The organism is Micromonospora sp. B9E7, from assembly GCF_039871815.1.
Lineage (GTDB): Bacteria > Actinomycetota > Actinomycetes > Mycobacteriales > Micromonosporaceae > Micromonospora.
In genome coordinates this window covers 161,468-174,278 of record NZ_JBDPLX010000003.1, presented here as the reverse complement: position 1 = coordinate 174,278, position 12,811 = coordinate 161,468, and the positions used below count along the sequence as shown (strand labels likewise).

Here is a 12,811-nt window from a genome sequence, read left to right as displayed (position 1 = left end):
GGCCGGACGGTCCCGCCGACGACTGGCGACGACTGGCGGCGTATACCAACTTAATTACGACTACGACCGATTCGTGACTGTCATACCGGGAAACTGGGGGCTGAGGGCGTTTCATTGGGTCACGGCGTACCGCACCGGCACGCCGACGGTCGTCGGGAGGTGTGGTGGAGGCCGCCGATCCACGCAACTCGCTCCCCCCGGGGAGAGCGACGCCGTTCGCCACGTTCGTCGTCGGCATCCTGGTGGTCGCCGCGCTGACCGCCGCCGTTCCGTTGGCGAAACTTCCCGCCGAGGTCTCCGGGCTGCCGGTGGCGTTCTGGACGATGGCCGTGCTCGCGGTGGTCTGCGACGCCCGGCCGTTCGTCCCACCCGGCCGTCGGCAGACGTCCGCGGTGTTCCCGTCCACCTGCTTCACCTTCGCGATCCTGCTCGGCTGGGGCCTCGGCCCCGCGGTGGCGGTGCAGGCGGTCGGGGTGATCGTCTCCGGCTGGCGGATGCGGCACGCGGCCTGGCGGACGGCGTTCAACGTCGGCCAGTACGCGTGCGCTCTCGCCGCCGCGTACGGGGTGATCCGGCTCGGCTCGGGCACCATCTTCTCCGGCGGGCGTCTGCACTGGACCGACGTGGCTGCTGTCGGCGGTGCCACGCTGGCGTGGTTCGTCGTCAACTACGGGCTGGTCAGCTGGGCGGTGCGGCTGCGGTTCGGCGACCGGTGGTGGCCCACCCTCCGCCAGGGTCTCGGCTTCGAGTTGCTCTCCACCGGCTCGCTGTTGCTGCTCGCCCCGGTGCTGGTCGCCGCCGCACGGGTCAGCGCGGCGTTGATCCCGCTGGTCCTGGTGCCGCTCTTCGCGGTCTACCGGATGGCCCGGCTGACCGTCGAGCAGCAGCACCTCGCCGCCGCCGACCCGCTGACCGGGCTGCCGAACCGCAAGGCGCTGCTGGCCGAGGTGGCCGAGCAGGTGCACCTGCACGCCGAGCGGACGGCCCGGGGCGAACCCGGCGGGCAACTGGCGCTGCTCCTGATCGACCTGGACCGTTTCAAGAACGTCAACGACGCTCTCGGTCACGCCGTGGGCGACCGGCTTCTGGTCGAGGTCAGCGCCCGGCTCACCGATGTGCAGCCCCGACCACAGATGATCGCCCGGCTCGGCGGCGACGAGTTCGCCATCGTGATGACCGGCCTGACCGAGGTCGGTCAGGCGCGGGAGTTGGCCGACCGGGTGGTGCAGGCGCTGGCCGAGCCGGTGCCGCTCGACGGGCTGCCGTTGGACGTCGGCGGTTCGATCGGGATCGCCCTCTTCCCCGAACATGGCGAGGACTTCGCCACCCTGATGCGCCACGCCGACGTGGCGATGTACGACGCGAAGCACCGCAACGACACGGTGGCCGTCTACGCCCCCGAGTCCGACCACAACTCCGCCGAGCGACTCGGCCTCCTCGCCGACCTGCGCCGGGTGCTGGAATCCAGCCCGTCGACGGACGGGCCGTTCGACGCCGAGCAGGCCGATCAGACGGAGGGGCTGTTCGACGCCGATCCGGCGGGGCACGGTTACGGCGAGGGTGTGGCCGAGCAGGCCGACGGGAACGGCCGGGACGTGGTGCCGAGTGGCGTCGAGCGGGTGGACGTACCCCTGGCTGCGAAGGCCGAGGTGCGCGGCGGTGACGGGGCGGCGCTGCCCATCGGTTCCCCGGCCGAGCCCGCACCACACGCGGAGCCGGCATCGGCGGTCGCCCCGGCGCCGCCCGCCGGCCCCCGGTGGTGGGGGCGCCGTCGGCGCAACGCCGACGAACTGGTGCACGCCGACGAGCTGATCAACCGGATCGCCACCGGGGCCGACCCGATCCGGGGCCGCAGCTCCCGTGCCTCGGTCGCCGGCACCCGCTCGGGTTCGGCCCGGGAACGACGGGCCGGAGCGGGGAACGGCCGCCGGGCACCGAACGGAGGCGCGCTGCCCGCCAGGGGCAACGGTGGTCCCCGGCCACGGCGTGACACCGGGGCGGGCACGTCGGGGCAACCGGTCGGATCGAGCGGGTGGGCACACGCGGACGGTGACGCGGCGGACGACGCCGGGGAAATCACCATGTACTACCAGCCGCAGATCGCCATCGCGACCGGCGAGGTGGTCGGGGTCGAGGCCCTGCTGCGGTGGCGGCACCCCCGGCGGGGCATGGTCGACCCGGAGGAGCTCATCCGGGTCGCCGAGCAGAGCGCGGTGATGCGGCTCCTCACCCGTCGGGTTGTCGACGACGTGGTGGAGCAACTCGCCAAGTGGTCGGCCGCCGGCATCGGCCTGCGGGCGGCGCTGAACGTGAGCGTGCGGGACCTGCACACCGGCGAGATCGCCGACCAGATCGCCGACCGGCTGGCCCGCTACCAGGTGCCGGCTGAGCGGTTGCAGGTGGAGATCACCGAAGGTGCCCTGATGGCCGACCCGCGCCGGGTGCTGGCCACCATCTCCCACCTGCACCGGATCGGCGTGGCCATCGCGCTGGACGACTTCGGCACCGGCTACTCCTCGCTGCAACACCTGCGCCGGTTGCCGCTGTCCGAGGTGAAGGTGGACCGGTCGTTCGTGCTCGGCATGGCCGAGGACGCCGACGACGCGGCGATCGTCCGGTCGATGATCGAGCTGGCCGGTGCGTTGGGGCTGCGGGTGGTCGCCGAGGGCGTCGAGGACGAGCGGACCTGGCGGATGTTGCACGCCGCCGGCTGCGACGCCGCGCAGGGCTGGTTCTACGCCCGGCCCATGCCCGCCGAGGAACTGGTCACCTGGCTGGCCCGGTATCGGCCGGTACGCCCGAGCGGGCCCCCGCAGTCGGACACCGGTCGCCGCCCCACCCGCTGACCCGCCCGCCGACACGGCGGCCCGACTGCCGGAGGGGGAGTCGGGGACGCGGCACCGGAGCGGAACAATAGACTCGCTCCGGTCACCGCGCGTCACGCTCCACCCGCCGCGCGGCAGGCACACCGCCGACCAGCAGGACATCAGAAGGGGGCACGGATGGCCGCCATCTCCCGCGAGGAGGTCGCGCACCTGGCGCGCCTGTCGCGGCTCGCCGTCACCGAGGAGGAGCTGGACACGTTCGCCGGCCAGCTCGACGTGATCCTCCAGGCAGTCGCCCAGGTCGGCGAGGTCGCCGCCGCGGACATCCCGCCGACCTCGCACTCGGTGCCACTGACCAACGTCTTCCGCGAGGACGTCGTCACGCCGTGCCTGACCCCGCAGGAGGCGCTCTCGGGCGCACCCGACGTCGAGGACCAGCGGTTCCGCGTACCGCGGATCCTGAGCGAGGACGTGGCCTCATGAGCGATTTGATCAGAATGACCGCGACGGAGATCGCGTCCCTGGTCGCCGGGGGCGAGACCTCCGCCGTCGAGGTGACCCAGGCCCACCTGGACCGGATCGCCGCCGTCGACGACCGGGTGCACGCCTTCCTGCACGTCGACACCGACGGCGCGCTCGCCGCGGCCCGCGCGGTGGACGAGCGCCGGGCCGCCGGCGAGGAGCTGGGTCCTCTCGCGGGTGTGCCGGTCGCCGTCAAGGACGTGCTCGCCACCCGAGGCGTACCGACCACCGTGGGGTCGAAGATCCTGGAGGGTTGGCGTCCGCCGTACGACGCGACGATCGTGCAGCGCCTGCGGGACGCCGGCACGGTGATGCTCGGCAAGACCAACATGGACGAGTTCGCCATGGGGTCCTCCACCGAATACTCGGCGTACGGCCCGACGCACAACCCGTGGGACCTGACCCGGATCCCGGGCGGCTCGGGTGGTGGCAGCGCCGCCGCGCTGGCCGCGTACGAGGCGCCGCTGGCGATCGGCTCGGACACCGGCGGCTCGATCCGCCAGCCCGGCGCGGTCACCGGCACCGTGGGTGCGAAGCCCACCTACGGCGGCACCTCCCGCTACGGGCTGGTCGCCTTCTCCTCGTCGCTGGACACTCCCGGCCCGTGCGCCCGTAACGTCCTCGACGCGGCCCTGCTGCACCAGGTGATCGGCGGGCACGACCCCCGGGACTCGACCTCGATCCCGCAGCCGATTCCGGACGTGGTGGCGGCGGCGAAGCTCGGTGCGACCGGTGACCTGACCGGCGTGCGACTCGGCATCGTCAGCGAGTTCGTCGGCGAGGGCGCCGAGCCGGGTGTGATGACCGCGTTCCGCGAGTCGGTGGACGCGCTCGCGAAGATGGGCGCGGAGATCGTCGAGGTGTCCTGCCCGACGTTCGCGTACGCGCTGCCGGCGTACTACCTGATCGCCCCGAGCGAGTGCTCGTCCAACCTGGCCCGGTTCGACGGCGTCCGGTTCGGCCTGCGGGTCGGCGACGACGGCAACCGGTCGCTGGAGGAGGTCATGTCGCTGACCCGGGAGGCCGGCTTCGGTCCTGAGGTCAAGCGCCGCATCATGATCGGCACGTACGCGTTGTCGTCGGGTTACTACGACGCGTACTACGGGCAGGCGCAGAAGGTTCGGACGCTCATCACCCGAGACTTCACCGCCGCGTTCGAGCAGGTCGACGCGCTGATCTCGCCGACCACCCCGTCGGTGGCGTTCCCGATGGGCGCGCGGACCGCCGACCCGTACCAGATGTACCTGGCCGACCTGTACACGATTCCGACGAACCTGTACGGCGGGCCGGGCATCTCGGTGCCCTGCGGGCTCTCCGAGGGGTTGCCGGTCGGTCTGCAGGTGATGGCCCCGACGATGGCCGACGACCGGATGTACCGGGTGGCCGCCGCGCTGGAGTCCGCGATCGGCACGTTCACCCCGCCGGCGCTGTAGTGCCATCGCGACCGGCCCTGACGGATCCGTCCGTCGGGGCCGGTCGTGCGTCCGGGTACGGCGGGGCCGGCGCGTCGCCCTACTCTCGGGCGTCGCGGTCACTGGCGAGGTAGCGGCGGGCCTCCCGCAGGTCACGCCAGCGCCGGTAGCCCTGAATGGCCCAGAGAACACCGAGCGCCACGGCGATCACCCGGGTCGACGGGCGGGACGCGCCGACGACCAGGGCCTGTGTCGAAGTCCTCGGTCGAGCCGAGGCGGAGTCCGGGCGGCGGTCCGGCAAGGCGGATATTCGTTCGGATACCGGTGTTGTATCCGGGCGAATATCCAACGCGGCCGGTCGTCGTCCGGGCCCGCCGCAGGCCGGCCAGGGGCTTTGACACAGGCCCTAGCAGCGCCTCGAGCAGCATGCCGGCACCGAAAAACCAGAGCACCCAGCGCCCACCGATCCGGTGTTCGGCCTCCCTGCGCGCGAGGGAGTCGATGCGCGGGTCGTCGGCCTGTCCGGCGCGCAGCGCCCGGCGGACCGTCCGATCGGCGGTCCGGGCGGCCTGTGGATCGGATAGCCGGCGACCGGTCAGGAAAGTCGCCGCCGCGCCGAACGCCGCGAGGAGGAGCGCGAACAGGAAGATCGTGAGTACGCCGCGCGGCGTGATCTCCCGCCCGTCCAGGACGAACAGCGCCACCGTCAACGCCGGGAGCCCCACCACCAGACCCGCGGCGACCACCGCCGCGCGCCACCACGCACCCCGGCCGGTCGGCCGGCGAGCCGGTGTCACGCCCCCTCCCGGTTGCGGCGGCGCGAGGCCACCGACCCGACCCCCCACGCGACGGCCAGCCCGATCAGGCCCGGGATGGCAAGCAGGACCACCAGTAGCCACAGGTCGTCCGGCTGCCGCTCGCCGCCGGCGACGGACCAGCCGACCATGGTGAGCGCGGCAGCCACCACCCACGCGACCAGCACCGCCAGCAGGACCTGCCTTTTGTCGTACCGTCGGCCCGGCGCGGCCGGGTTGACGGATCGACCATTCCCCGTATTCGCCATGGTCGACAGGTACCCGGGTGTTATCGCGGACACACTCGACGACTGTTTCGGTGTGTTCTCGAAACCCCACCGGAGCCGGGAGCGGCAACCCCACTAGGCTGGACAGGTTCTGTCCGGATCGCGCCTGGAGCGTCTCATGACCACGACACTGCCCGCGTACGACGAGGTCGTCGCGCGCTACGAACCGGTGATCGGCCTGGAGACCCACGTCGAGCTGGGCACGAACACCAAAATGTGGTGCGGCTGCCCGACCGACTTCGGTGGCGAGCCGAACACCCGGGTCTGCCCGGTGTGCCTGGGCCTGCCCGGGTCGCTGCCGGTGGCCAACAAGGCGGCGATCGAGGCGATCATCCGGATCGGTCTGGCGTTGAACTGCTCGATCGCCGAGTGGTGCCGGTTCGCCCGGAAGAACTACTTCTACCCGGACATGCCGAAGAACTTCCAGATCAGCCAGTACGACGAGCCGATCTGCGTCGACGGTTACCTGGACGTCGAGGTCGACGGCGAGACGGTGCGGATCGAGATCGAGCGGGTGCACCTGGAGGAGGACACCGGCAAGACGCTGCACGTCGGCGGTGCCACCGGCCGCATCCACGGCGCGACGGAGTCGCTGGTCGACTACAACCGGGCCGGCATCCCGCTGGTCGAGATCGTCACCAAGCCGATCACGGGCACCGGTGCGCTCGCCCCCGAGGTGGCCAAGGCGTACGTCGCGGAGTTGCGCGACGTGATCCGCACCCTCGGTGTCTCGGACGTGCGGATGGAGGAGGGTTCGCTGCGCTGTGACGTGAACACCTCGCTCAACCTGCCGGGCGCGGAGTGGGGCACCCGTACCGAGACGAAGAACGTCAACTCGCTGCGGTCGGTGGAGCGGGCGGTCCGCTCGGAGATGCTGCGGCAGGCGTCGGTGCTCGACGCGGGTGGCCGGATCACCCAGGAGACCCGGCACTTCCACGAGGACACCGGCGACACCACCCCCGGGCGGTCCAAGGAGACGGCGACCGACTACCGGTACTTCCCCGAGCCGGACCTGGTGCCGATCGCCCCGGACCCGGCCTGGGTCGCCGAGCTGAAGGCCGCCCTGCCGGAGCTGCCCCGGGTGCACAGGCGTCGGCTCCAGGAGCAGTGGGGCCTGTCCGACCTGGACATGCAGTCGGTGTTGAACGCGGGCGCGGTCGAGCTGATCGAGGCGACCGTCGCCGCCGGCACCACCCCGGCGGCGGCGCGCAAGTGGTGGCTGGGTGAGCTGTCCCGCCGGGCCAACGAGAGTGGTGTGGAGCTGGCCGAGATCGGTGCCACCCCCGCCCAGGTCGCCGAGCTGCAGGGGCTGGTCGACGCCGGCAAGCTCAACGACAAGATGGCCCGTACGGTGCTGGAGGGCGTGGTCGACGGTGAGGGCTCGCCCACCGAGATCATGACCAGCCGGGGCCTGGAGGTCGTCTCGGACACCGGCGCGCTGACCGCTGCCGTGGACGAGGCGATCGCCGCGAACCCCGGCATCGCCGACAAGATCCGCAGTGGCAAGGTCGCCGCGGCCGGCGCGCTGGTCGGAGCGGTCATGAAGACCACCCGCGGCCAGGCCGACGCCGCCGCCGTCCGCACGCTGATCCTGGAGCGCCTCGGCGCCCAGGGCTAGTTGTAAGGAAGGGCCCCTTCTTATACATAAGGCGTTAATAAGGGGCCCTTCCTTAGCTCGCACCCCTTGGATGAGGGCGTCAACGGCGACGCCTGGATGGAGCCACCGTGACCCAGCACGACCTCGATGTCCTCGACGAGATCCAGCGGCGGGTGCTCTGGCTCGCCACCCGGATCGTGGACGCCGCCAACCACGACCGCGCCACCGGTGACGGTGTGAAGGTCGGTGGCCACCAGGCGTCCAGCGCCTCCCTGGTCACGGCGATGACCGCGCTGTGGTTCGCGCACCTGGACGCCGAGGACCGGGTCGCCGTGAAGCCGCACGCGTCCCCGGTGTTCCACGCCATCCAGTACCTGCTCGGCAACCTGGACCGCTCCTACCTGCCCCGGCTGCGGGCCCGTGGCGGCCTCCAGTCGTACCCGTCGCGCACCAAGGACCCGGACGAGGTGGACTTCTCCACCGGCTCGGTCGGGCTCGGCGCGGCGGCGCCGCTCTTCGCCGCCGCCACCCGGCGGTACGTCGACGCGCACTTCGGGGCCCGCCCGCACTCCCGGTTCGTGGCGCTGATCGGCGACGCCGAGCTGGACGAGGGCAACATCTGGGAGGCGGTCGCCGACCCGGCCACCACCGGGCTGGGCAACGTCATGTGGCTTGTCGACTTCAACCGCCAGTCGCTGGACCGGGTGGTGCCGGGAATCCGGATCAACCAGTGGCGCGGTCAGTTCGAGGCGGCCGGCTGGCACGTGGTGGAGGTCAAGTACGGTCGCCGGCTCGCCGAGGCGTACGCCCGGCCGGGCGGCGAGGCGCTGCGCGACTGGATCGACGCGATGCCCAACGAGCAGTACCAGTCGCTGTTCGGGCTGGCCGGCCCGGCGCTGCGCAAGCAGTTCCTGGACGGCGCGCCGGCCGGCATCGACGAGCTGATCGCCCACGTCAGCGACGAGGACCTCGCCCCGCTCGTCACCGACCTGGGCGGGCACGACCTGTCGGCGATGCTCGACGCGTACGCCCAGTGCGACGCGGTCACCGACCGGCCCAGCGTCGTCTTCGCGTACACCGTCAAGGGTTGGGGGCTGCCCATCGCCGGCAACCCGCGCAACCACTCGGCGCTGCTCAGCACGGAGCAGGTGGACACGCTGCGGGCCGCGCAGGGCTTGACCGCCGAGACCGAGTGGGACCGCCTCGACCCGGCGTCACCGGCCGGCATCCGGGCCGGCGCCCGCCGGGAGGCGCTGTCCCGCGCGCCCCGCGAGCGCGCGCTGGGGGTCACCGTTCCGGAGAGCACCGGAGTACGCGCCAACAAGCCGATCTCCACGCAGGAGGTCTTCGGTCGGGTGCTGGTGGACCTGGCGCGGGACCGGGAGGTGGGCCGTTACCTGGTCACCACCGCCCCGGACGTGGCCACCTCCACCAACCTCGCCGGGTTCATCAACAAGACCGGGGTCTTCGCCCCCACCGAGCAGCGTTCCTGGACCGAGGACCGGATGCTGCGCTGGACCGAGAGCCCCGCCGGGCAGCACATCGAGCTGGGCATCTCGGAGATGAACCTGTTCCTGCTGCTGGGCCAGCTCGGGCTGTCGTGGGACCTGTCCGGGCAGCCGCTGCTGCCGGTGGGAACGGTCTACGACCCGTTCGTGCTGCGCGGCCTCGACGCGTTCCTGTACGGCACGTACTCCGGCTCCCGGTTCGTGGTGGCCGGCACCCCGTCCGGCATCACCCTGGCCCCGGAGGGCGGTGCCCACCAGTCCACCATCACCGCGTCGGTCGGCCTGGAACTGCCCGGGGTGACGTTCGTCGAGCCGGCGTACGCGGGCAGCCTCGACTGGTTGCTCTGCGACGCGCTGGGGCAGATCGCCGGCGGTTCGAGCCCGGCCGCGACGGCCGCGCCGACCGAGGACGGGGCGTACTACTTCCGGTTGAGCACCCGCCCGCTGGACCAGGCGCCGTTCGAGGCGGCCCGCGCCCGGCTCGGTGACGCGGTCCTGCGTCGGCAGGTGGTCGCTGGGGCGTACCGGCTGGTCGACGCGCACCAGGCGTACCCGCACCTGGTCGACGCGCCGGTGGTGCAGCTCGCTGCCTCCGGTGCGGTGCTGCCGGAGGTGCTGGCCGCCGCGGCGGAGCTGGCCGACGAGGGCGTCGCCGCGCACGTGGTGGACGTGACCTCGCTGGACCGGCTCTACCGCGCCTGGCAGCGCACCCTGCGGCAGGGCGTGCGGACGGCCACGGTGCCCAGCGTGCCGGGCGCGCTGCGGTCCGCGTTCGCCGACCGGGTGCCGGTGGTGACCGTGCACGACGCGGCGTCGCACGCGATGGCCTGGCTCGGGTCGGCGGTCGGCGCGCCGGCGGTGCCGCTCGGGGTGGACGAATTCGGCCAGTCCGGCACCGTCGCCGAGCTGTACGAGTTGCACGACCTGCTGCCCGGCAGCATCGTCAACGCCGCGCTGGCCGCCATCGCCCTGCGCTGACCCGCCCGCCGGTCCGCTGGCCGGCGTCGACGTCGGCTCAGCCGGTCGGCGTGGGTGTGGGTGTGGCGGGGACACCGCCGCTCGGCGTGGGTGTGGGCGTGGCGGGGGCGGTCGGGTTCTCCACCAGGCGTCGTTCCAGGTTGACCTGGGCCTGCCCGGTGCCGCCGACGGTGATGGTGTCGTACGCCTGGAGCATCTTCTGCTGGTCGAAGTAGAGCACGCTCATCGACAGTGGGGTGGGCTTCTCGCCCTCCAGGCCACGCAGCCCGGCACCTCCGGTCGAGCCCTCCACCATCAGCGTGGTGGGCTGCTGCCCCGGTGCCTGCGGCAGCTTGGAGACCTGCCGGGCGTGGGTGTGCCCGGCCAGCACCAGCGGGCAGGTGCCGGCGAGTGGCCCGGCCGACGCCGGGTCGTGCACCAACGCGATGTTCACCGGCTGGGGTGAGCGGCGCACGGTGGTCGCGAGCTGCTCACCGACGCCGATCACCTGGTCGGCAACCTCCTGGGTCAGCCCGCTGCCGGCCGGCGAGGTGTTCTTGTCCGGGGTGAAGCGCGGGTCGCCGATGCCGGCGATGGTCAGGCCGGCGACGGTCGTCGTGGAGTTGTTCAGCACGATCGCGTTCGACTGCCGGGCCACCGCGGCGGCGGTCTTGCCGGAGTCGTGGTTGCCCCGGATGAAGACGTACGGCTTCTTGAGCAGACTGATCGAACCGACGAAGGAAGCCTCCGGTTCGCTGCCCCAGTCGGTGATGTCCCCGGTGTCGATCACCACGTCGATGCCGAACTGATCCACGACGGTGCGGATCAGCTGCCAGCCGGTCGGGTTGAGGTGCATGTCGGAGACGTGCAGGACGCGGGTGGTGCCCGGGGCCGGCTCGTACACCGGGAGCGCCGAGACGGTGGTGTAGAGCTGGCTGACGTTGCCGACCAGGCGTTGCAGCTGCTCGGCGTACTTGGTGTAGTCGTTGGCGATCCGGCGGGCGTCACCGACGATTGCCGGCGCGTTGACCAGCAGCCCTTCGTAGCGCGGTTCCTCGATCGCCTGGGGGCGCAGGGTGGCCGCCGCCGTGCCGAGACTGCCGGCGGTGAACAGCAGCGCCAGCCCGCCGGCCCAGGCCGTCCGTCGGAAGTTCCGGAAGATCAACCCGGCCAGGATCAGCGTGACCAGCACCGACGCGCCGAGAGTCCGCAGGCCCAGCCGCATGATGCCGGAGCGGACGTCCTCCACGGCGCTCTGGCTGGCCCGGCTGATGCTGGCCGGGTCGTCGAGCAGCGCCTCGGTGCGGCCCTGGTCGAGTGCGCCGAGCCGGACGGTGAGGTGGGTCGGCCCGTCGTGACTGTCGAGCAGCAGCGCCCCGAGCGGTGGGATGTCGACGGTGGTGCCGCCGTCCCGGGAGGGGGAGATGCTGAGGTTGGCCCGGAACGGGCCGATGTCGGTGTCCACCCGACCGCCGGCAAGCACCCCGAGCACCGCCCCGGCCAGGGCGATGGCGAGGACGGCGCCGATCAGCCCGACGCGCCGCAGCGGCCCGGCCAGCGCGGCCCACCGGCCGTTCGGGCGCGGCAGATCGGCGCCGGTGCCCGGGGCGTCCCGGTCGTCGGCGTCGTCGTGCTGCTCGTCTCGTTGCCCGTCCATGCTGAAATTCTGACCTGCCCGTCGGAAGATCTTGGCAAACCTGAACGGATGGTGACGAACCTCAGCTGCGTCCGCCGTCGCCGCCGGCGAAGACCACCCGCAGGAGTCGGTCGTCGTCGCCGGCCGGGTCACCCCGCCCGTCGTGGTTGGAGGTGCCCACCCAGAGCGACCCGTCCGGTGCGGCGGCCACCGCGCGCAGTCGGCCGTACCGGTTGGTGAGCAGCTCACTGGGCTGACCGAGCAGCGTACCCGTGTCGGTCAACTCCATCACCCAGAGGCGCTTGCCGCGCAGACAGCCGGCGACCAGCAGTCGGTCTGCGGCGGCCAGACCGGAGCAGGACGCGTCCGAGGTCGCCCACTGCGTGATCGGGTCGGTGAAACGCCTGTCGCCGGCTCGCCCCTCGACCTCCGGCCAACCGTAGTTGCCGCCCTTGGTGATCTGGTTGATCTCGTCCCACGTGTTCTGGCCGAACTCGACGGCGTACATCCGCTTGGCGTCGTCCCAGGTGAAGCCTTGCACGTTGCGGTGGCCCAGGGACCAGACCGGGGAACCGGGGTACGGGTTGCCGGCGGACGGCTTGCCGTCCGGCGTGATCCGGAGGATCTTGCCGCCGAGGCTCTTCACGTCCTGCGAGAGGGGGCGTTCACCCGCGTCGCCGGTGCTGACGTAGAGCTGCCCGTCGGGGCCGAAGCCCAATCCGCCGCCGTTGTGCACGTTGGCCTTGGGAATGCCGGTCAGGATCGGGGTGGGCTGACCGCCCAGTTCCAGCCGGGCGACCCGATTGTCCTGGGCGGAGGTGTAGTAGACGAAGACCGACCGGTCCTGGGCGTAGTTCGGGGAGACGGCGATGCCGAGCAGACCGCCCTCGCCGGCCGCCGCCACGTCGGGGATCGTCTGCGCCGGGCGGACCCGCAACCCGTCCGGCCCGGACTCCGGGCCGACCTGCAGGATCCGGCCGTTGTCCCGTTCGGTGACCAGCGCGCCGCCGTCGGGCAGGAAGGCGATGCCCCACGGCACCCGCAGACCCTTGGCCAGCACGGTCGCCACCGCCTGCTGGCCGGCGCGGCCGGGGCTCGCCGACGCGGAGGGAGTCGGCAGATTGGGCGGCTCGCCGGCCGGGTCGGGCTCCGGTTCGCCGAAGCTGCAACCGGAGGCGAGCAGCAGCGCGGCGCAGGACGCCGCGAGGGCCGCCCGGAGGCGGCGGACGCGAGGGTACGGGGGACGGGCTCTCACCCGGCCCAGGGTAGCCCG

The 12,811-nt window shown here is 72.3% G+C and carries 9 protein-coding genes; 5 read left to right on the top strand and 4 right to left on the bottom strand.

What is annotated here, in order from left to right:
* Positions 1–164: 164 nt before the first annotated feature.
* The 3 genes from ABGB10_RS06015 (at position 165) to gatA (ending at position 4,780) form a co-directional block, all read left to right on the top strand.
* On the top strand, positions 165–2,846 hold the full coding sequence (locus ABGB10_RS06015; RefSeq protein ID WP_347659844.1) for an EAL domain-containing protein: 2,682 nt from the start codon (positions 165–167) through the stop codon (positions 2,844–2,846).
* A 156-nt stretch (positions 2,847–3,002) separates the two neighbouring features.
* On the top strand, positions 3,003–3,308 hold the full coding sequence (gene gatC / locus ABGB10_RS06010; protein ID WP_347659843.1) for an Asp-tRNA(Asn)/Glu-tRNA(Gln) amidotransferase subunit GatC: 306 nt from the start codon (positions 3,003–3,005) through the stop codon (positions 3,306–3,308).
* Positions 3,305–4,780 (top strand): Asp-tRNA(Asn)/Glu-tRNA(Gln) amidotransferase subunit GatA, encoded by a 1,476-nt coding sequence (gatA, locus tag ABGB10_RS06005; protein WP_347659842.1) that lies wholly within the window; start codon positions 3,305–3,307, stop codon positions 4,778–4,780. Before gatC ends, gatA begins: the two co-directional genes overlap by 4 nt.
* Before the next feature lie 131 nt (positions 4,781–4,911).
* Here gatA and ABGB10_RS06000 read toward each other — a convergent pair whose 3' ends face one another.
* On the bottom strand, positions 4,912–5,556 hold the full coding sequence (locus ABGB10_RS06000) for a hypothetical protein (RefSeq protein ID WP_347659841.1): 645 nt from the start codon (positions 5,554–5,556) through the stop codon (positions 4,912–4,914).
* Positions 5,553–5,822 (bottom strand): hypothetical protein, encoded by a 270-nt coding sequence (locus ABGB10_RS05995; RefSeq protein ID WP_347659840.1) that lies wholly within the window; start codon positions 5,820–5,822, stop codon positions 5,553–5,555. The genes ABGB10_RS06000 and ABGB10_RS05995 overlap by 4 nt, the downstream gene beginning before the upstream one ends.
* Before the next feature lie 136 nt (positions 5,823–5,958).
* Here ABGB10_RS05995 and gatB point away from each other — a divergent pair, with 136 nt between their 5' ends.
* On the top strand, positions 5,959–7,458 hold the full coding sequence (gene gatB / locus ABGB10_RS05990; protein ID WP_347659839.1) for an Asp-tRNA(Asn)/Glu-tRNA(Gln) amidotransferase subunit GatB: 1,500 nt from the start codon (positions 5,959–5,961) through the stop codon (positions 7,456–7,458).
* Positions 7,459–7,565: 107 nt separating this feature from the next.
* Positions 7,566–9,923, top strand: coding sequence for a pyruvate dehydrogenase (locus ABGB10_RS05985; RefSeq protein WP_347659838.1), 2,358 nt, complete (start codon positions 7,566–7,568; stop codon positions 9,921–9,923).
* A gap of 37 nt (positions 9,924–9,960) precedes the next feature.
* Here ABGB10_RS05985 and ABGB10_RS05980 read toward each other — a convergent pair whose 3' ends face one another.
* Both ABGB10_RS05980 and ABGB10_RS05975 read right to left on the bottom strand, forming a co-directional pair.
* The gene (locus tag ABGB10_RS05980; RefSeq protein WP_347659837.1) at positions 9,961–11,559 is read right to left on the bottom strand and encodes a metallophosphoesterase; all 1,599 of its coding nucleotides are present in this window, start codon (positions 11,557–11,559) and stop codon (positions 9,961–9,963) included.
* Between the two features lie 61 nt (positions 11,560–11,620).
* Positions 11,621–12,793, bottom strand: a complete 1,173-nt coding sequence (locus ABGB10_RS05975) for a PQQ-dependent sugar dehydrogenase (protein ID WP_347659836.1) — start codon at positions 12,791–12,793, stop codon at positions 11,621–11,623.
* Positions 12,794–12,811: the final 18 nt, after the last annotated feature.